Below are 19,165 nucleotides of genomic sequence, written 5' to 3'. Positions count from 1 at the left end.
GCGCCACGTCGAGCCAGTGCGACGGCGCCAGCAATCCGGGCACCGTGAGGGCCTGACCGCGTGCGATCTCGTCGAGGCCGATACCGCGCAGGGCCACGGCGGTCCGTCGTCCGGGCTCGGCGCGCTCGACCGGGCGTCCGTGGATCTGGAGGCTGCGCACCACCGCGCTACGGCCGCCGGGCACGATCTCCAGGGTGTCGCCCACCGCGAGCGGTCCGCGCCGCAGGGTCCCGGTCACCACCGTGCCGAAGCCCGGACGGGTGAAGACCCGGTCCACCGGCAGATACGGGAATCCGTCGTCGACGCCGGTTTCCGCTTCGGCCAGCAAATCGGCCAAGGCGCGGGCCAGATCCTCGACTCCGGTGCCGGCGTGCGTGGAGGTGGCGATTACCGGCCCTGCCACGATCCCGGCGCGGGAGGCGGCGGCGGCGATCTCCGCTGATCGCGCGGCGATCGTCTCGGGCGTGGCCAGATCCGCCTTCGTCAGCGCCAGCACGCCGCGGCGGACACCGATCAGCCGGGCGATCTCCAGGTGCTCGACCGTCTGCGGCTTGATGCCTTCGTTGGCATCCACCGCAAGCAGGACGGCACGCATGCCGGTGGCACCAGAGACCATGGCGCGGACGAAGCGTTCGTGACCGGGCAGGTCGACGAGGTCGATCTCGCCCTGCGCGCTCGTCAGCAGCGCGAAGCCCGGTACGATGGAGACCCCGCGGTCTCGCTCTTCCTTCAGCCTGTCCGTCTCGATTCCCGTGAGTGCCCGGACCAGGGCCGTCTTGCCGTGGTCCACATGCCCGATCACACCGACCAGAAGTGTCTTTAAGGAAGTCACCGACCCGATTGTCTCCGCGGTTCTGCCGTCCACGCAGGGCGCACCGCATTCACGGCAAGGGATTCCGTCTTGCCGACCCAGCGTTGTGCCGTTCGCCGCCCATCGGTCGAGGTCGTGACCGTGGAGGCAGATGGATTGTGGACAATCGGGTTTGCCACGGCGTCCCAGATTGGGAAAGCGTAAAAGTGAAGCGACTCAATACGCATGCCACGGCCGAATCCGCCCGACACCCTTCATATCTGGGTGCAACCTCATATGCGTTCCAGCCGCTGGATCGGCACAATCGTGCATACACGATCAAGGACTTAAGGGCGGTCCCGATTGCCAGAAAGTCCGGATCGGTCCTAGATCGGAATTTACGACGCCCGGATGCAACCCGGCGAGCGCTGCGCCGAGTTAAGAACCGGACGTTTCGAAGAGGAGAGCATGAGCGAGACCGATAGCCACGCCGTGGCCGCCCCCCGTGAGATCGAGCTGAAGCTCGATTGCGCGGGTCCCGACCTGACCGCGCTGGCGGCCCATCCCCGGCTCCAGGGGGCCGAAGGCTCCGAGCCCGAACTCCTCGTCAGCACCTATTACGATACGCCGGAGCAGGATCTGCGCGCCGCCGGATTGACCCTCCGGGTCCGCAACCAAGGCGGCCGCCACATCCAGACCGTGAAGGCCGGACAGGGCGGTGTCGGACTGTTCGACCGTTCCGAGTGGGAGTCTGAGATCGCGGGCGAGACGCCCGATCCGGCAGCCTGGGCCGAAACCGCGGCGGACAAGGTCCTGCGCAAGGCGGACGCGCCCCTGGTGAAGCTGTTCTCGACGGTGGTCACGCGTCGGGTCATCCCGGTTCGGCAGGGCGACTCGCGCATCCTCGTCACCCTGGATGAGGGTCGGGTCGAAAGCCCGGCCGGCGATTCCCCCATCTGCGAGGTCGAGCTTGAGATCGCCGACGGCGAGCCCGCCGACCTGTTCGCCCTGGCACAGAATTTGGCCGAGACCGTTCCGCTGCGGCTGAGCGCCACCGCCAAGAGCAGCCGCGGCTTCGCCCTGGTCGATGCAACCAGCCCGTCCTCCGTCAAGGCCGAGCCGGTGGTACTGCCCGAGGGGGCAAGCGCCGGCGACGTCTTCCGTCGGGTGGCCCGCGCCTGTCTGCGCCACCTGCGCCTCAACGAGACTGCGTTCCTGGCGGGTCATGCGCCGGAAGCCCTTCACCAGATGCGCGTCTCGCTGCGGCGGCTGCGCTCGGCCCTGTCGCTGTTCGCCCCCATGCTGGAGGCCGATCCGCGCGCGGCCACCTTCGGCGACGAGATCAAGCGCGTCACCGAACCGTTCGGGCATGCCCGCAACCTCGACGTGTTCCTCGGCCAAACCCTGCCGAACCTCACCAAGGAGCGCCCGGACGACACCGACCTCACCGCCGTGCGCGAGCTGGCCGAGGCCGAGCGCGCCAAAGCCTACGATGCGGTGCTAGCGATCCTGGAGAGCCCGCAATGGCGCGGCCTGATCATCGACTTCGCCGGCTGGGTCGAGGCCGGTTCCTGGGCGGCCCAGGATGCCGCCGCCGAGGACGGAAGCGCCTTCGCGGCTCGCGTCCTGGATCGGGCCCGCGAGCGCCTGAAGAAGCGCGGCCGGGGCCTTAAGAAGCTCGATCCGCATACCCGCCACCGGGCACGGATCGCCGCGAAGAAACTGCGCTACGGCGCTGAGTTCTTCGCGGCGCTCTATACGAAGAAGAAGGCGCGACGTCGCCAGGACAAGTTCGGTGCCGCACTCTCGGATTTGCAGGATCACCTCGGCGCGCTGAACGACCTGGAGACGGCGCGAACGATGATGGAGAGCCTGGGCGGGCCCCCGATGCCCGGTCCGGACGACGCGAGCACCCGGGATCTCCTCATCGAGGCCGCGGAGGCGCGTGCCGAGCTGCTGGACGTCAAGCCGTTCTGGCGCTGACAGACGTTTTCGGACCGGATCTTCCGGGCCGAGACTCCGGATCCGTGCCCGATTGCGACTGGATCCGGCACGGATCTCGCGACGCCCCGTTGATCGGTATGTCGGCCTGCGCCGACGGACCGGGCGAGGAGCGCGGATGGCCCATGCCTATCGATTCGGGATGGAGGAAGAGTTCTTCCTCGCCGACGCCCGCACTCGCGGCTCGCCGCGAGCCCGGCTGAAGGCGTTCCACGCCGCCGTCAAGGCGCGACTGGACACGGTCGAGCGTGAGCAACTGCAATGTCAGATCGAGATCGCCTCACCCCCGACCGATGACATTGAAGCGGCACGGGGCCATCTGGTAGAGCTACGCCGAAGCCTCTCCGAAATCGGTTCTGAGCGCGACATCCTGACTTTCGCGGCCGGGACGCATCCGACGGCCCGCTGGCGGGACCAGTCTGCCACCGACAAGGCCCGCTACCACGGCATCATGGCCGACCTCCGGATGGTCGGGCAACGCAACCTCGTCTGCGGACTGCACGTCCATGTCGAGGTGCCGGATCCGGACACCCGCATCGACCTCATGGGGCGGCTGCTGCCGTTCCTGCCGGTTCTGCTCGCGCTCTCGACCTCCTCGCCGTTCTGGCAGGGCGAACGAACCGGCATGGCCGGCTATCGCACCCGCGCCTACGCCGAGTTGCCCCGCACCGGCCTGCCGGAACTCTTCGCCGACCCGGCCGACTACGCCCGCTACGTCGACGTGATGACCCGCAGCGGAGCCATCGCGGATGCGACCTTCCTGTGGTGGCAGCTGCGCCCGTCGCTGAAATACCCGACGCTCGAATTGCGCGTGGCCGACAGCTGCCCCCGTCTCGACGACGGCCTCTGCATCGCCAGCCTGTACCGATGCCTGGTGCGCCGGGTGGTCCGGGACCGAACACGCAATGCCGGGATGACGGCCGCCTCCCGGGGGTTCATCCGTGAGAACCTGTGGCGGGCCGAACGCGACGGGGTGAAGGCCGAGCTGATCGACGAGGCGCGGGCGCAGGCAGTGCCGATGACCGAGACGATAGAAATGTTGCTCGACGACACGGCGGAGGATGCCGACGCGCTCGGCTGCTCCGAGGCCTGCGCGCACGCCCGGACCATCGTGGCCGACGGTTCGAGCGCCGACCGACAGCTCGCTATCTTCTCCGCGGCGCGCAAGCGCGGTGCCCGGGAACGCGACGCCCTGTCGGCGGTGGTGGATTTTCTCGCCCAGGAAACCGCCGCCGGAACGGCGACCGCGGTTGGGGCCACTCGCGCACCGTCCCGACGGCGTTGAACAGGAACCGGGCCCGCCCGAGGGGGGGATGGCAGGCCCGGGATCTGTCGGACCGCGCTGGGGACGCGGTTGAATGCATGATTCACATCTGGATGTTGCTGGCGAATTTCTGGCGCTCGCGGGTTGCGAAATTCCCACCGCCGATCCGAACCGCGTCGCGTTGACCAAGCGCTTCCCGGCCCCTTCCTTCCCGACCGCGGTCTGCTATCCCTCCCGCTCCGGCGGACATCCTCGAATACTCGGCATGAGCCTTCTGCGCGACATTTTCGGCCATGTCGGCCGTACCGTGACAGCCTATGCGGGCGACAAGGCGCTGATGCTCGCTGCCGTCTCGGCCGCCGCCAACGTCATCGTCGCCGACGGCGAGGTGGCGAGCGAAGAGTTCGATACGGCCCTGCACGGCCTGCGCGCCGATCCGGTCCTGGTGAAGGGCTACGACGCGCTGATGCTAGAGACGGAGTTGTACGAAGGCATTGCGCGGGCCCGCACACGTCTCGGCCGAGCCGAGAACCTGCGCCACGTCGCCGCCGTCGCGGAGCGGCCGACGAGCCAGCGGGAGAATGTCTTCCTGATCGCCGCCGACGTCGCAGACCAGGACGGGATCAGCGGCATCGAGGCGAATGCCCTGGGCGAGATCGCCAGCGCGTTGCAGGTCGACGGCGCGGCACTGTTGCGCGCCAATCCGGTGCGGCGGCCTCCGGTCTGATCCCGCCGGCTGGCATCACCGTTGCTCCGGGCCGGCCCATCGCCCGATAACGGTGACCGAGAATCGATTCGCACGGCGCAGCGCCGTGAGAGGACCCATCATGGCCGAAACCACCCCGAGCAAGACCGACAACCTGCGCGCGAACGGATCGCGCCTGTGGGCCACGATCCTGGAGACGGCGACGTTCGGCAGCACGCCGGCCGGCGGCATCAATCGCCTGACCCTGTCGCCCGAGGATGGCTGCGTGCGCGACTGGTTCCGGGAAGCCTGCGAGACGGCTGGCCTCACGGTCTCGGTCGATGCGCTCGGGACCCAGTACGCCGTGCGGCCGGGGCGGGACATGAGCCGCGCGCCGATCGCGTTCGGCTCCCATCTCGACACCCAGCCGACCGGCGGCAAGTTCGACGGCGTGCTCGGCGTCCTGGCCGGGCTGGAGGTGATGCGCAGCCTGAACGATGCCGGGATCGAGACCGATGCACCCTTGATGGTGGTCAACTGGACCAACGAGGAGGGCTCACGCTTCGCCCCCGCCATGATGGCCTCGGCCGCCTATGCGGGCGATTTCACGACGGACGAGATCCTGGCCAAGCGCGACGCGGCCGGCGTCACCGTCGCCGAAGCCCTCGAATCGATCGGCTATCGAGGCGGAGAAGCCGTCGGCGCCCGCGAGATCGGCGCCTTCGTGGAATTGCATATCGAGCAGGGGCCGATCCTGGAGGCCGAGGGCAAGACCATCGGGGTGGTCGAGGGTGGCCAGGGCATCATGTGGTTCGACGGGCGGATCACCGGCTTCGAGAGCCACGCCGGAACCACGCCGATGCCACGTCGCCGGGACGCGCTGCTGGCGCTGTCCGAGTTCGCGCTGGCGGCGGAGCGGATCGCCCTGGCCCATGCGCCCACCGCGGTGGCCACGATCGGTGAGGCCGTGATCCTGGCCCCTTCGCGCAACGTCGTGCCGGGGCGGGTCGCCTTCACGGTCGACGTGCGCGATCCCCGATCCCCGACCCTCGACGCCATGGAGGCGAGCCTGCGCGAGGCCGCCACCGAGATCGCCGAGCGACGCCGGCTGGAGATCGCCCTGACCCGGATCTGGCGCAAGGAACCGGTGCCGTTCGATCCGGCGATCGTGGCCGCGGTCGATGCCGCCGCCGAGAGCCTTGGGCATCCCCGGCGTCGCATCATCTCGGGGGCCGGGCACGACGCCTGCAACCTCGCCGCCAAGGTGCCCACCGCGATGATCTTCGTGCCGTGCAAGGACGGCGTGAGCCACAACGAATCGGAATCCGCCACGCCGGGCGATTGCGCTGCCGGCGCCGACGTCCTGTTGCAGACGGTGCTGCGCCTCGCCAACGCGCCCCGGACGAACCAGACCGCGCGATGATCTTCGCCCCGCGCATCCAGGACCGCCTCGACGCGCTGGCAGCGATCACCGCCGAGCCCGGCGCCATCACCCGCCTCTACCTGACGCCCGAGCAGGCGCAGGCCGAGGCGCTGGTGGCGAGATGGATGCGCGAGGCCGGCCTGACCGTGCGGTACGATGCCGTCGGCAACCTGATCGGCCGCCTCGAAGGCCCAGAGCCGGGCGGGCCGGCTGTCGTCATCGGGTCGCATCTGGATACGGTCCGCAATGCCGGTCGCTACGACGGGCCGCTCGGTGTGATCACCGGGATCGCCTGCGTCGAAGCGCTGGCCCGCGACGGCACCCGCCTGCCGCACGCCCTGGAGGTGGTGGCCTTCGCCGACGAGGAGGGCGTCCGCTTCGCCGCAACCCTGATCGGCAGCCGCGCCTTCGCGGGCCATCTCGACCCGGCCGTGCTCAATGCCGCGGATGCGGATGGGATCACCCTCGCTGCGGCGTTGCGGACGTCCGGGCTCGACCCGGCGGCGATCGCCACGGCGGCGCGTCGTCCGGACGCGATTCTCGGCTACCTCGAATTGCATATCGAGCAGGGTCCGATGCTCGAGAAGGCCGGCCTGCCGGTGGGCGTCGTGACCGCGATCTCCGGCGCCAGCCGCCTGGAGTTCACCTTGATCGGCGAGGCCGGCCATGCCGGCACGGTCGCCATGGGCGAGCGGCGCGATGCCTTGGCGGGCGCCGCGGAATGCGTGCTCGCCGTGGAAGCACGATGCCGCGCCGAGCAGCATCTGGTCGGCACCGTCGGCCGGATGTCGGCCGAACCGGGCGTGGGGAACACGATATCCGGGCGGGTGCGGTTCACGCTCGACCTTCGCGCGCCCGACGACGCCCAGCGCCTCGCCGCGCTCGCCGACATCCAGGCGGCTTTCAACAGCATTGCGGCGCGCCGCAACCTCGATCTCGGCGTCAGCCTCCTGCATGAGGCAGGGGCGGTGCCATGCGATCCCGGTCTGACCGCGCTGATCCGGGACGCCATCGCGGCCGAGAGCCTGCCCGTCGTCGCCATGCCGAGCGGCGCCGGACATGACGGCATGGCGGTGGCGGCGATCGCGCCGATCGCCATGGTGTTCGTGCGTTGCCGCGGCGGAATCAGCCACAACCCCGCGGAATTCGCGAGCCTACCCGACATCGAGGCCGGGGCGCGGGTGCTGTTCCGAGCGCTCAAGGCATTTTGGGCGTCACGGCGCGGAGCCTGAACGGCCCGCACGGACCGGGTGTACGCCGCCAGAAAATCCCGTACAGACGCGCCATGAGCGCGCGATCCCATCGCGACGCGAGGGGCCGGCCGCTGATCGCGGTGACGGGCATCGGCGTCGTCTCCTCCCTCGGTCAGGGTCAAGCCGACACCTGGACGGCCCTCTGTGCCGGCCGGTCTGGCATCCATGCCATCGCCCGGTTCTCCACCCAGGGTCTGCGCACCCGCATCGCCGGCACCGTCGATTTCCTCGATACCGATCCGCTGATCGCCCCGCTCCTGTCCGAACGCTTTGCCGCCGAGGCCGCCCAGGAGGCGGTCGCGCAGGCCGGCATCGGCACGAAGGGTGATTTCCCGGGGGCTCTGTTCATCGCGGTCCCGCCCGTCGAGATGGAATGGCCGCAGCGCCAGGCGCTCGCTGAGGCCGCCGGCGGCGAAGGCGCGGTCGATTACGCCGGGTTGCTTCGGGCCGCTGCGACCCGGCGCTTCGACGATTGGCACGACCTGTTCATCTTCGGCACCGTGGCCGACCGCATCGCCGACCGGTTCGGCACCAAGGGCTCGCCGATCTCGCTCTCCACCGCCTGCTCGTCCGGGGCCACCGCGATCCAACTCGGCGTCGAGGCGATACGCCGGGGCGAGACCGCCGCGGCGCTCTGCATCGGCACCGACGGCTCCGTGAACCCGGAATCGCTGATCCGGTTCTCGCTGCTCTCGGCGCTCTCCACGCGCAACGACGTGCCCGAGGAGGCCTCGAAGCCGTTCTCGAAGGATCGCGATGGCTTCGTGATGGGGGAGGGCGCGGCCGCCCTGGTCCTCGAGGATGCCGAGGCCGCCATCGCCCGGGGCGCCAGGATCCTCGGCTACGTGCTCGGTTGCGGCGAGAAGGGCGACGGCTTTCATCGCACCCGCTCCAGTCCAGATGGCGCGCCGGTCATCGCGGCGATCCGGGCCAGTCTCGACGATGCCGGGCTGGCTCCGGACGCGGTCGACACGGTCAACGCGCACGGCACCTCGACACCCGAGAACGACAAGATGGAGGCTTTCGGGCTCGCGGCGGTATTCGGCTCCCGCGCCCCGTCCCTGCCGGTGACCTCCAACAAGTCGATGATCGGCCACACGCTGACCGCAGCCGGTGCCATCGAGGCGGCGGTCTCGCTGCTGACGATCCAGCACGGCCGCATCCCGCCGACCATCAACCACCGGGTGGCGGATCCGGCGATCGGCCTCGATGTGGTGGAGACCGCCCGGGACCTGACGGTGCGGACGGTGCTGTCGAACTCATTCGGATTTGGCGGCCAGAACACCTGTCTGGTCCTCGGGGCTGAACCGGCGTGAGCGGCGGTGCCGAAGGGCGGCGCGTGCTCGTCACCGGCGGCGCGTCGGGGGTCGGCCTGGCGATCGTGCGGGCGCTGGCATGCGCCGGGCACGCCGTCGATTTTACTTATCGGTCCTCGACCGAGGCAGCCGAGGCGTTGCTCGCCGAGCTGCGCGAAGCGCATCCGGACCGTACCTTCACCGGCCATGCCCTGGACCTTGCCGACAAGGCCGCCCTCGAGGGCTTCTGCGAGACCGCCGAGGCCACGGCCTATTACGGCCTTGTCCACAATGCCGGTCAGGCCAGCGACGCACTGGCGGCGATGTTCGACCAGGAGCGGGCCGAGGCGGCCATGCAGGTCAACTTCTTCTCCCTGACGCGGATCGCCAAGGCGCTGATGCGCGAGATGATCCGTGCCCGGGCGGGCCGCGTCATCGCCATCGGTTCCGTGGCCGCCCTGCGGGGCAATGCCGGCAACGCGGCCTACGCGGCCAGCAAGGGCGCGCTGATCGCCTATTGCCGCACGCTCGCGATCGAGACCGCCAAGCGCGGGGTCACGGTCAACGTCATCGCGCCGGGCTTCGTCGACACCGCCATGATGGCGCGCTACGCCGTGCACCGCGCCGGGATGGAGCGCCAGATCCCCGCCGGCCGGTTCGCCCGCCCCGACGATGTCGCCGCCCTGGCTGCGTTCCTCGTGGGCGACGGGGCCGCTTACATCACCGGAACGGTCTTGCCGGTGGACGGCGGTCTCACCGCGATGATGGGCGTCCACCGCGCCTGATTTCGTTTCCGATTGCGTGTCTCCAATGGCGGCTCGCGGCTTTCGCCGCCGCCGTGGTAAGTCCGACGCTTGGAATTCCCCTTACACGCGCGATGCTTTAGCGACCTCCCGATGCGCGCCCGCCTCGCCTTCCTCGCCGGACTTTGCCTCGCGGCTCCCCTCGTCCCGGGCCGTGCCGGCGCCGAACCGGAATCGTACCGGATCTCGGGGCTTTCCCCCGGCGAATCGCTCTCGATCCGCGCCGAGCCGGATGCCGCGGCCGAGCAGGTCGGCGAGATCCGCACCCGTGCCCTGGTCTTCGGCTGCACCGCCGATACGCCGAGCCGGGCCACGTGGTGCCGGGTCAAGGCCGGGCGAATCGTGGGCTGGGCGCGGCGGCGTTATCTCGCGCCGGAACGATGAAAGACGATATGCGAGCCCTCCAGCTATTCGGCGACCGCGACCTACGCCTGACCGAAGTCGAGGCCCCCGCCGCGCCGGGGCCCGGCGACGTGCAGATCCGTATCCGCGCGGTGGGCCTCAACTTCATCGACGTCTGGGGCTTTCGCGGCATGGCGTTCGCCAAGCGCAAGATGCCGCTCATCGTCGGCGCCGAGGCGGCCGGCGTGGTGGAAGCGGTTGGCGCTGGCGTCACCTCTGTCGCGTCCGGTGATCGGGTCGTGCCCTACGGGGCGATGACCTGCGGGGACTGCCGGGCCTGCCGGGAGGGCCGCGATAACCTCTGCGAGGATGTCTCCGGCGTGATGGGCTTCCACGTCGACGGCTTCGCGCGCGAATTGGTGACTCTGCCGGCCCGCCTGGTCGTGAAGGTGCCGGATGGCGTCAGCGACACCGACGCAGCCTGTGCGGGCATCGCCTTCGGCACCGTCCAGCACATGCTGTTCGACAATGCCCGCCTGGAGCCGGGCGAGAGCGTACTGGTCCATGCCGGCGGCTCCGGCATCGGAACCGCGGCGATCCGCATGGCCAAGGCGATCGGCTGCACCGTCTACACCACGGTCGGCGACGACGAGAAGGGTCGGAAGGCGGCGGAGCTTGGGGCCGACCACGTCATCAACTATCGCACCGAGCGGTTCGAGGGCGAGGTCCGGCGGCTGACCAAGCGCAAGGGCGTCGATGTGGTGTTCGAGCATGTCGGCGCCGACACCTGGAACGGCTCGCTGCTCTGCCTGAAGCGCGGCGGCCGGCTGGTGACCTGCGGCTCGACCTCCGGCGTCTCGGCCACCATGAATCTGATGCAGCTGTTCCAGCAGCAATACCGCATCACCGGTTCGTTCGGCTGCTCGCTGGCGAATATCGCGCAGGCCCTCGACAAGATGGCGCAGGGTATCCGCCCGGTGGTCGATACGGTCTACCCGCTCGGCGACTTCGCCCAGGGGCTGGAGCGGCTCAAATCCCGCAAGGTGTTCGGAAAGATCCTCGTTAGCCTCTAAGGGTCGGCCCAGTCTCCCAGGATCTCCTCTCGGACGCCTTGGCAAATCCAGGCCTGCCATCGTCTCGAGAGGCGGCGGCCATCTTGCGGGGCGATGCGCTATCGCACCCCGTCGGACATGGTTTAAGCGTCGCCTTACACGCGAACTGCCGGGCCTGCCCGCATCGTGCCCGGGAAACCAACGTGCTGCGCCTCGCCCTCATCCTCAGACGATCGTTCCCGCGGCTTGCCGGATTCGCCATGGTCCCGCTGATCCGCGCCCTGGTCTGGCTGGCCCGCGCCCTCGGCCCGGATCGCTCGACCGCGCTCGGCGCAGCGCTCCTGCGCACGGTCGGACCGTGGCTGCCGGCGCATCGCACCGCCCTGGCGAACCTACGTGCGGCGTTTCCCGACATGCCGGAGGCGGAGCGGAAGCGCATCGCGCTGGAAGCCTGGGACAATCTCGGGCGGACCGGCGCCGAATACGCCCACCTCGATTCACTGTTCGACTACGATCCCGACGCCGCCGGCACGATGCGCACGGAGGTCGCGGGGATCGAGCACTTCGCGGCCCTACGCGACGATGGCCGGCCCGGGCTGATCTTTTCCGCCCACCTCGGAAACTGGGAACTCCCGGCGATCTGCGCGGCCCGGTTCGGCCTGGACGCGACCGCCGTCTTCCGGCCGCCCAACAACCCGGCCGCGGCGCGCCTCGTGCAAGAGGTCCGCCGGCGTTCGATGGGCGGCCTGGCGGCTTCGACCCCTGGCGCCGTCTTCGCCATGCGGGACGTCGTCGAGAACGGCGGCCATCTCGGACAGCTGATCGACCAGCACTTCACCCGCGGCGTCGTGGTCGACTTTCTCGGGCGGCCCTGTCTGGCCAACCCGCTGCTCGCCAAGCTCGTCCGGCACTACGACTGCCCGGTTCACGGCGTCCGGGTGATCCGCCTGCCGAAGGGCCGCTTCCGGCTCGAGCTGACGCCGCCGCTCGACCTGCCGCGCAACGCCGACGGGGTGATCGATGTGGCCGGCGCCATGCAGGCGATGACCGCGGTCGTGGATGGCTGGGTGCGCGAGCATCCCGGCCAGTGGCTCTGGATGCACCGTCGGTGGCGGCCGGACATGTTGCCTAAGGCGAGAAATCTCCCACATTCAGCTCAACCGATGGTAGAGGCCTCTCAAGCCAACGTGATTTCCCACACGGCGTCCCAACCGCTCTGATGGATCGATGACGCATCGGCACCGCGCCCGGACCAGGACCCGCGAAAGCCGCGCGCTGTGCGCTGCGGCGCTCCTGTGCGCGGTCTCGGCTTCGGCGCAGGCGCGGGCGGAGCCGGTCCGCGCCGTCGTAGAGCTGTTCACCAGCCAGGGCTGTGGCGCCTGCCGGAGCGCCGACCCCGTCATCCGTGACCTGGCGCGCCAGCCCGGCGTGGTCGCGCTCACCCTGCCGGTGACCTACTGGGATTATCTCGGCTGGAAAGACACCCTGGCGATGCGGCCTCTGACCGAACGTCAGCGCGCCTACGCCCGGGCCCGCGGCGCCCGTCAGGTATTCACGCCGCAGATCGTGGTCGACGGCAGCGGCTTCGCGGTCGGATCCGATCGAGTGGCCCTCGAACGCTTGATGCGCGAGGCGACGCAGCACGGCGGACTGCCGATACAGGTCCGCGGCGAGATGCACGGAGACCGGATCACCGTCGAGGTCGGCGCCGCGCCGGACACCAGGACCGACACCCGCGGCGACGTCTGGCTCGTGCCTGTGCTGCGCAGCCGGGCCATCGCGATCCAGGGCGGGGAGAACGGCGGCCGGACGGCCACCTATGTCAACGTCGTGCGCGGCATGCAGCGTCTCGGCACCTGGGCCGGCCAGCCGATCCGGTTCGACGTCCCCTGCACCATGGCGGAGATCGCCGAGGCCGACAGCTGGGTCGTTCTCGTCCAGAGCGCCGCCGAAGGTCGCCCGGGCCGTATCCTCGGCGCCGCCAAGGGCCCGGGCCTGTAGCGCGCCCGTCCTACTTCTGCAGAGTGATTGGATCGATCGGGCGGCGGCCCTGCTGGCGGCGGCGCTCTTCCGAGGCCTGCGCCAGGGCGCCGAGCTTCTCATCCAGGCGCTCGGAGGATCGGCCGACCAGCCCGATGGTCCCGTCGAGGAGCCGGCTGGTCAAAGCCACGGTGCCGGTTACGCCGCCGACCACGACGGTCTTCGCGACGCGGCCGATCCAATTGAAGATGCGCATTGTCGGTTTCGAGCTTTCCCGGATCTGGCGCCTGATGCGCCTTTCCGGCTTGAGATAGAGCGGACAGTTCGGTGCCCGATGCGACCGAAGGCGGCGTCACCCGCGCCTGATCGAACGGAACCTTCCCGCCGTTCGGTCGCCGCCCGCATTGCCGACGATCCCACCGTTTCGATCACCGAACGGCGAGGCGCTCCCGTCGCTTGGAAGCCGGGCGCGATTGTCGCATACCCGGCGCTCGCGGTATCGAACCACCCCGGCGGCCGGCTCGTTGCATGGGCGAGGGCGTCTGCCGGATCGTGCGGACATCCGCCACCGAGTTTTCGGCCATGCGGCGACGCCATCTGCTCTCCGGGATGCTCGCCACCCTGTCCCTTGCGGGCAGACGGGCCGCGGCCGCGGAGACTGGCGTCGATGTTCTCCTGGTGCTCGCGGTCGATGTCTCGCTCAGCATCAGCACGTCCCGCTTCGAGCTGGAGCGACGGGGCTACGCCGAAGCCTTCGGCGACCGGCGTGTCCTGCAGGCGATCGCCGAGGGAAAGCGCGGGCGCATCGCGGTAGCCCTGTTCGATTGGGCGGGCCCCGGTGAGCAGCAGATCGCGGTCGATTGGATGATCATCGCCTCGGCCGACGATGCCGCCACCTTCGCGACGCGGCTGGCCGGAGCATCGCGCCCGTTCTACGGCCGGACCGCCATCGGGTCGGCGATCGGCTTCGCGTCCATGCTGCTCGACCGCTCGCCCTACCGCGCCGAGCGGACGGTGATCGATATCTCCGGAGACGGCACGAGCAATTCCGGCCGCGCGATCGCCGAAGCCCGGGATGCCGCCGTGGCGCTGGGCACCACGGTCAACGGCATCGTCATCCTCACCGATCCCACCGGGATGCCGGGGTATTTGAGAGAGCACACCAATCCCCCCGACGGGCTGGCCGCCTACTACCGGGAGACCGTGATCGGCGGGGAAGGAGCGTTCGTCATGACGGCGCAGAGCTTCGAGGCATTCGGCCGGGCGCTCATCGCAAAGCTGGTGCGCGAGATCTCCTGACGCCACCCGACGACATCCGGGCTCCCGCGTCACCCACGGTTCTCGCGCCCTGCGTGCAGGGACGTTAGGTTCCTCGTGCACGCGCCCGGCGAGGCGCGGCTCAGGGAGGAAGTCCGATGCTGGTCACGGCCGACAGGCTGTCCGCCTATCCCGTCATCACCCTGCGGCCGGACGACGGCGTCGCGGTCGCCAGGACTGCGATCGAGCCGGGCACGCCGGTCGCCCCGGGCGTCATGGCCGTCGAGCGGATCGTGCCCGGCCACAAGGTCGCGGTCCGTCCCCATCGCTCGGGCGAGGCTGTGACCAAGTACGGACAGATCATCGGCTTCGCCAAGGACGACATCGCGGCTGGCCAGCACGTCCACGTGCACAATCTCGGCATGGGCGAGTTCGCTCGCGACTACGCGTTCGGGGTCGATGCGCGCCCGACCCGGCTGGTCGCGCCGCCCGCGACCTTCCAGGGCATCCGCCGCCCGGACGGGCGGGTGGCGACGCGAAACTATGTCGGCATCCTGACCTCGGTGAATTGCAGCGCGCACGTCGCCGACCTGATCGCGGACGCGTTCCGGCGCCACCCGATCCTCGGCCTCGATCCGCTGGCCGCCTACCCGAATGTCGACGGCGTCGTCGCGCTGACCCATAAGACCGGTTGCGGCATGGCCATGGGTGAGCCGCTGCGGCTCCTGCGCCGGACGCTCGCGGGCTATGCCCGCCACGTCAACTTCTCGCACATCGTGATGATCGGGCTCGGCTGCGAGGTGAACCAGATCGGCGCCTTCCTGGAGGAGCAGGGCCTGGGCGACCGGATCCGCAGCATGAACATCCAGACGCTCGGCGGCACGCGTAAGACCGTCGAGGCCGGCATCGCCTTCGTCACGGGCATCCTGGCCGAGGCGAACGTGGTGCAGCGGGAAACAGTGCCGGCGAGCGAGCTGATCGTCGCCCTGCAATGCGGCGGCTCGGACGGCTATTCCGGCGTCTCCGCGAACCCGGCGCTCGGGATCGCCAGCGACCGCGTGGTCGAGAACGGCGGCACCGTGATCCTGTCGGAGACCACCGAGACCTATGGAGCCGAGCATCTGTTCACCCGAAGGGCTGTGGCCCCCGAGGTTGGCCAGAAGCTCGTCGACCTGATGCGCTGGTGGGAAGACTACACCCGCCGGGAAGGCTCGGAGATCGACGCCAACCCGTCCCCGGGCAACAAGGCCGGCGGCCTCACGACGATCCTGGAGAAGTCACTGGGCGCCATGGCCAAGGCCGGCAGCACCAACCTGGTCGACGTGGTCCGCTACGCCGACCCGGTGACCGCCAAGGGTTTCGTGTTCATGGACACCCCCGGCTACGATCCGGTCTCCGCGACCGGGCAGGTGGCTGGCGGGGCGAACCTCGTCTGCTTCACCACCGGGCGCGGCAGCGTGTTCGGCTGCAAGCCATCCCCGTCGATCAAGATCGCCACGAACTCGGCCATGTACCGGCGCCTCGAGGAGGACATGGACGTCAATTGCGGTACGATCCTCGACGGCGAGGAAAGCGTCGAGCAGGCAGGCCGACGGATCTTCGAGCTGATCCTTCGGGTCGCCAGCGGCGAGCGGACGAAGAGCGAACAGTTCGACTTCGGATCGTCGGAATTCGCGCCCTGGCAACTCGGCGCAACCGTCTGATTTAACGGCGTTCGCTCCCTCGATCGCCTTTGCGCGCGTAGCGAAGCAACCTCGGAGAAAGAGCCTTCGGGTGATCGCGCCGCGGAAGTGCGCTTGCGATGCCGGGGCGGCGTCGTCGGCGCGAACGACACACGCGGATACCGGATCAGAGATCCATCCGCACCACGTTCGGAAAACCCAGGATGAAATCCGGCCCGAAGGCGGTGACCGGGGTATGGAACCCCGCCGGGACCGCGCCCGAAGCCACGCGCCGGGCGACGTCCAGCGCTGTCAGGACGGTCAGCGTATAACCCTCGGGGGTCACCATGCGGCTTGCCGCGCGCCTGCCGCTCTCATCCCAGGCCTCGGCCAGGAACGTGCTGCGCGCCGTCGCCCGCGCGGCCGCCGACGGGCCCTCCGGCAGGCGGTCGATGCCGCGATTGATCAGCCGCTGCATCGTGCTGCCGGCGATGATCCGCCGGAAGCCAGCAGGCAGGCCCGCTGCCGCAGTCATGGCGGGGAACGCCTCGAAATACACTTCGATGTTGGGGACTCGCGTCGAGTACCACGCGCTCGACACGTCGCCCCAGCCAAGCCCCACGGTGCGACGGGGTCCGCGGCCGAAATCGGCGTTGCCGCGGGGCGGGCTCGGCAGCTCGACGATGCGGCCAGCGCACCGCACCCGCGTTCCCCAGGCGATGCCCTCGACCATGGTGCGGGCCGTCCCCCGGCTGAAGCCACCGAAACCGCCGATGGAGATTCGCAGGTTCGTGGCGCCGGGCAGCCGGCCGGCCACGTGGGCGGCCAGGCAATCGCTCGGCACCACGTCGAAACCCGCGGCGGGCAACAGCACGATGCCGGCCGCTTTCGCGTCGGCATCCCGGGTGGCGAGTGCCTCCAGCACGTCGATCTCGCCGGTGATGTCGACGTAGTGCGTCCCCGCGGCCAGGCACGCCTCGGCCATGGGGCGGGCCGTCCTGGAGAAGGGTCCGGCGGCGTGGATCACCGCGGCGACGCCGGCGAGTGCCTCCCGCAGCCGTCCCGGGTCATCGAGTGGGGCCGCCCTCCAGTCGAGCCCGAGCCGGTCGGCCAACGGACGCAGCTTGTCCGGGTCTCGGCCGGCCAGGATCGGGCGAAGGCCCTGCGTGCGGGCATGTTCGGCCAGGAGCGTCCCAGTATAGCCGGTGGCGCCGTAGATCAGGATCGCTGTCATGGCTGCCCCTCTATCATGGCCCGACCGGCAAGGGACTGCGCATGGCGGTCCGTCACATGGCGCTCCGTCCCATGGCCGTCGTGGCAGGTGCGCGAGACCCGTGCGCTGAGCGGCTCGCGATCGCCGTCGGCAGAGGCCTCGTTCTGGCGAACGTCGGCGGCCACCTTTCGGGACGATGCCCTGGCGACGTAGCTTGATGCCCGCACGTGTTGAGTCTTTGCGGCCCGAGGAAGCGACCATGCCAGGATCAGGCGCTCTGGACCGTCCCGCCGCCCCGGCGGACGACCCGTTCACGGCCTTCGCGGACGACGTGGTCGCCCTGTCGCCACTCCGGGCCGCGATGGTCGCGGCGTGTCGGCGCCCCGAGCCGGATTGCGTGGCGCCGCTTCTCGATCTCGCCCGCTTGCCGCCAGACGCGGCCGGTCGCGTCGCCGACACGGCCCGGCGGCTCGTAGAGGGCCTGCGCCGCAACACCCGCCACGGCGGCGTCGAGGGGCTGATCCACGAATACGCCCTCTCCAGTCAGGAGGGCGTGGCGCTGATGTGCCTGGCCGAAGCGCTGCTGCGCATTCCCGACGCCGGCACCCGCGACGCGCTGATCCGGGACAAGATCGCCGGCGGCGACTGGGCCGCGCATCTCGGCCACAGCCCGTCGCCTTTCGTGAATGCCGCGACCTGGGGCCTGCTGGTGACCGGCCGGCTCGCGGCGACACGCAGTGAATCCGGGCTTTCGGCGACGCTGACCCGCCTGATCGCGCGCGGTGGCGAACCGTTGATCCGCAAGGCGGTCGATCTCGCCATGCGGCTGATGGGCGAGCAGTTCGTCACCGGGCGCGACATCGCGGAGGCCCTGCGTAACGCCGCTCGTATGGAGGCGAAGGGGTTCACCTACTCCTACGACATGCTCGGCGAGGCTGCCCTCACCGCCGAGGACGCGGACCGTTATCTGCGCTCCTATCAGGAGGCGATCCGCGCGATTGGGGAAGCGTCTGCCGGGCGCGGCGTGCTGCGCGGGCCGGGCATCTCGATCAAGCTGTCGGCGCTTCATCCCCGATACACGAGATCCCAGCGCGGGCGCGTGATGGCGGAACTCGCGCCCCGCGTCCGGGACCTCGCCCGCCTCGCCAAGCGCTACGAGATCGGTCTCAACATCGACGCCGAGGAGGCCGACCGCCTCGACCTGTCCCTCGACATCCTTGAGACCCTGGCCTCCGACCCGGGTCTGGCCGGATGGGATGGGCTGGGCTTCGTCGTACAGGCCTACGGCAAGCGCTGCCCGTTCGCGATCGATGTGCTGATCGACCTCGCCCGGCGCAGCCGGCGCCGGCTGATGGTCCGCCTGGTGAAGGGCGCGTACTGGGACAGTGAGATCAAGCGTGCGCAGGTGGACGGGCTCGCGGGCTTCCCGGTCTTCACCCGCAAGCTGCACACCGACGTGTCCTATCTCGCTTGCGCGCAGAAGCTCCTCGCCGCGCCCGACGCGATCTTTCCGCAATTCGCCACCCACAACGCACAGACTCTGGCCAGCATCGTCGAGATGGCGGGACCCGATTTCCGCCTCGGCCGGTACGAATTCCAGTGCCTGCACGGCATGGGTGAGCCGCTCTACGAAACGGTGGTCGGCGGGGCCGAACTCGACCGACCTTGCCGCATCTACGCGCCGGTGGGCACCCACGAGACCCTGCTCGCCTATCTGGTGCGCCGGCTTCTCGAGAACGGCGCCAACAGCTCCTTCGTGAACCGGGTCGGCGACGCGTCCGTGCCGGTTGACGCGCTGATCGCCGATCCCGTCGCCATCGTCGAGGCGATGCCGGTCCCGGGTTCACCGCACGAGCGGATCGCGCTGCCACGCGAACTCTACGGACCCAGCCGTGCCAATGCCGTTGGCCTCGACCTGGCCGACGAGGCCGCCCTGACCCAGCTCGCTGCGGCGCTGGCGGAGAGCGGGCGGACGCCCTGGTCCACCGTGCCGTCCGGGGCCGATCCGGACTCCGCCGATATGGCCGTGCACAACCCCGCCGATCATCGGGACGTGGTCGGCACAGTCCGGGCCGCGTCGTTCCCCGAGATCCAGGCGGCGCTCGCCCGGGCGGAGGCGGCAGCCGACACCTGGGCGGCGGTGGAG

The 19,165-nt window shown here is 69.9% G+C and carries 17 protein-coding genes; 14 read left to right on the top strand and 3 right to left on the bottom strand.

Translation table 11 applies throughout. The features are described 5' to 3' along the window. Positions 1-865 (bottom strand): GTP-binding protein (locus FV228_RS05905; protein WP_187277647.1); only part of this gene is annotated, 865 nt, incomplete at its 3' end. 393 nt (positions 866-1,258) lie between these two features. Here FV228_RS05905 and FV228_RS05900 point away from each other — a divergent pair. The 11 genes from FV228_RS05900 to FV228_RS05850 all read left to right on the top strand — a co-directional run bounded on the left by FV228_RS05900 (position 1,259) and on the right by FV228_RS05850 (position 12,909). Beyond that, entirely contained in the window at positions 1,259-2,773 is a 1,515-nt protein-coding gene (locus tag FV228_RS05900; RefSeq protein WP_147853740.1) for a CYTH and CHAD domain-containing protein, read from the top strand. 136 nt (positions 2,774-2,909) lie between these two features. Beyond that, a complete protein-coding gene (locus tag FV228_RS05895; protein ID WP_147853739.1) occupies positions 2,910-4,076 on the top strand; it encodes a carboxylate-amine ligase in 1,167 nt (388 codons plus the stop codon). A 244-nt stretch (positions 4,077-4,320) separates the two neighbouring features. Further along, positions 4,321-4,782: a tellurite resistance TerB family protein gene (locus tag FV228_RS05890; protein WP_147853738.1), complete on the top strand. Its 462-nt coding sequence runs from the start codon at positions 4,321-4,323 to the stop codon at positions 4,780-4,782. A 100-nt stretch (positions 4,783-4,882) separates the two neighbouring features. Continuing rightward, positions 4,883-6,163: a Zn-dependent hydrolase gene (locus FV228_RS05885; RefSeq protein ID WP_147853737.1), complete on the top strand. Its 1,281-nt coding sequence runs from the start codon at positions 4,883-4,885 to the stop codon at positions 6,161-6,163. Then, the gene (locus FV228_RS05880; RefSeq protein WP_147853736.1) at positions 6,160-7,395 is read left to right on the top strand and encodes an allantoate amidohydrolase; all 1,236 of its coding nucleotides are present in this window, start codon (positions 6,160-6,162) and stop codon (positions 7,393-7,395) included. The genes FV228_RS05885 and FV228_RS05880 overlap by 4 nt, the downstream gene beginning before the upstream one ends. Positions 7,396-7,448: 53 nt before the next feature. Then, positions 7,449-8,732, top strand: a complete 1,284-nt coding sequence (locus FV228_RS05875; RefSeq protein ID WP_147853735.1) for a beta-ketoacyl-ACP synthase — start codon at positions 7,449-7,451, stop codon at positions 8,730-8,732. After that, positions 8,729-9,496 carry an SDR family oxidoreductase gene (locus FV228_RS05870; RefSeq protein ID WP_147853734.1) on the top strand — a complete coding sequence of 256 codons (768 nt, stop codon included), beginning with the start codon at positions 8,729-8,731 and terminating at the stop codon, positions 9,494-9,496. The genes FV228_RS05875 and FV228_RS05870 overlap by 4 nt, the downstream gene beginning before the upstream one ends. Before the next feature lie 111 nt (positions 9,497-9,607). Continuing rightward, positions 9,608-9,898, top strand: coding sequence for an SH3 domain-containing protein (locus FV228_RS05865; protein WP_147853733.1), 291 nt, complete (start codon positions 9,608-9,610; stop codon positions 9,896-9,898). A gap of 8 nt (positions 9,899-9,906) precedes the next feature. Beyond that, positions 9,907-10,929: a zinc-binding dehydrogenase gene (locus tag FV228_RS05860; protein ID WP_147853732.1), complete on the top strand. Its 1,023-nt coding sequence runs from the start codon at positions 9,907-9,909 to the stop codon at positions 10,927-10,929. Between the two features lie 182 nt (positions 10,930-11,111). After that, on the top strand, positions 11,112-12,128 hold the full coding sequence (locus tag FV228_RS05855) for a lipid A biosynthesis lauroyl acyltransferase (RefSeq protein WP_147853731.1): 1,017 nt from the start codon (positions 11,112-11,114) through the stop codon (positions 12,126-12,128). Positions 12,129-12,135: 7 nt separating this feature from the next. After that, positions 12,136-12,909, top strand: a complete 774-nt coding sequence (locus tag FV228_RS05850) for a DUF1223 domain-containing protein (RefSeq protein ID WP_147853730.1) — start codon at positions 12,136-12,138, stop codon at positions 12,907-12,909. A 10-nt stretch (positions 12,910-12,919) separates the two neighbouring features. Here FV228_RS05850 and FV228_RS05845 read toward each other — a convergent pair whose 3' ends face one another. After that, entirely contained in the window at positions 12,920-13,144 is a 225-nt protein-coding gene (locus FV228_RS05845) for a hypothetical protein (protein WP_147853729.1), read from the bottom strand. Positions 13,145-13,416: 272 nt separating this feature from the next. Between FV228_RS05845 and FV228_RS05840 the strand changes: the two genes are divergently transcribed. Both FV228_RS05840 and FV228_RS05835 read left to right on the top strand, forming a co-directional pair. Further along, on the top strand, positions 13,417-14,187 hold the full coding sequence (locus FV228_RS05840) for a DUF1194 domain-containing protein (protein WP_246693842.1): 771 nt from the start codon (positions 13,417-13,419) through the stop codon (positions 14,185-14,187). 137 nt (positions 14,188-14,324) lie between these two features. Beyond that, on the top strand, positions 14,325-15,848 hold the full coding sequence (locus FV228_RS05835) for an altronate dehydratase family protein (RefSeq protein WP_147853741.1): 1,524 nt from the start codon (positions 14,325-14,327) through the stop codon (positions 15,846-15,848). Between the two features lie 145 nt (positions 15,849-15,993). On the opposite strand, the gene FV228_RS05830 is transcribed toward FV228_RS05835, so the two are convergent. Continuing rightward, positions 15,994-17,040 carry a saccharopine dehydrogenase NADP-binding domain-containing protein gene (locus FV228_RS05830; protein ID WP_147853728.1) on the bottom strand — a complete coding sequence of 349 codons (1,047 nt, stop codon included), beginning with the start codon at positions 17,038-17,040 and terminating at the stop codon, positions 15,994-15,996. Between the two features lie 238 nt (positions 17,041-17,278). Here FV228_RS05830 and FV228_RS05825 point away from each other — a divergent pair. Continuing rightward, positions 17,279-19,165, top strand: a 1,887-nt coding sequence (locus FV228_RS05825; protein WP_187277646.1) for a proline dehydrogenase family protein, incomplete at its 3' end; no start/stop codon positions are given.

The sequence above is a fragment of the Methylobacterium sp. WL18 genome, assembly GCF_008040015.1.
Taxonomy (GTDB): domain Bacteria; phylum Pseudomonadota; class Alphaproteobacteria; order Rhizobiales; family Beijerinckiaceae; genus Methylobacterium; species Methylobacterium mesophilicum.
The sequence above is the reverse complement of the archived record's forward strand: the minus strand, read 5'-3'. Positions and strand labels throughout refer to the sequence as shown.

Coding starts and splice junctions, on each gene's coding strand:
- FV228_RS05900 (WP_147853740.1), top strand. CDS start 1,259: ATGAGCGAGACCGATAGCCACGCCGTGGCCGCCCCCCGTGAGATCGAG.
- FV228_RS05895 (WP_147853739.1), top strand. CDS start 2,910: ATGGCCCATGCCTATCGATTCGGGATGGAGGAAGAGTTCTTCCTCGCC.
- FV228_RS05890 (WP_147853738.1), top strand. CDS start 4,321: ATGAGCCTTCTGCGCGACATTTTCGGCCATGTCGGCCGTACCGTGACA.
- FV228_RS05885 (WP_147853737.1), top strand. CDS start 4,883: ATGGCCGAAACCACCCCGAGCAAGACCGACAACCTGCGCGCGAACGGA.
- FV228_RS05880 (WP_147853736.1), top strand. CDS start 6,160: ATGATCTTCGCCCCGCGCATCCAGGACCGCCTCGACGCGCTGGCAGCG.
- FV228_RS05875 (WP_147853735.1), top strand. CDS start 7,449: ATGAGCGCGCGATCCCATCGCGACGCGAGGGGCCGGCCGCTGATCGCG.
- FV228_RS05865 (WP_147853733.1), top strand. CDS start 9,608: ATGCGCGCCCGCCTCGCCTTCCTCGCCGGACTTTGCCTCGCGGCTCCC.
- FV228_RS05860 (WP_147853732.1), top strand. CDS start 9,907: ATGCGAGCCCTCCAGCTATTCGGCGACCGCGACCTACGCCTGACCGAA.
- FV228_RS05850 (WP_147853730.1), top strand. CDS start 12,136: ATGACGCATCGGCACCGCGCCCGGACCAGGACCCGCGAAAGCCGCGCG.
- FV228_RS05845 (WP_147853729.1), bottom strand. CDS start 13,144: ATGCGCATCTTCAATTGGATCGGCCGCGTCGCGAAGACCGTCGTGGTC.
- FV228_RS05840 (WP_246693842.1), top strand. CDS start 13,417: ATGGGCGAGGGCGTCTGCCGGATCGTGCGGACATCCGCCACCGAGTTT.
- FV228_RS05830 (WP_147853728.1), bottom strand. CDS start 17,040: ATGACAGCGATCCTGATCTACGGCGCCACCGGCTATACTGGGACGCTC.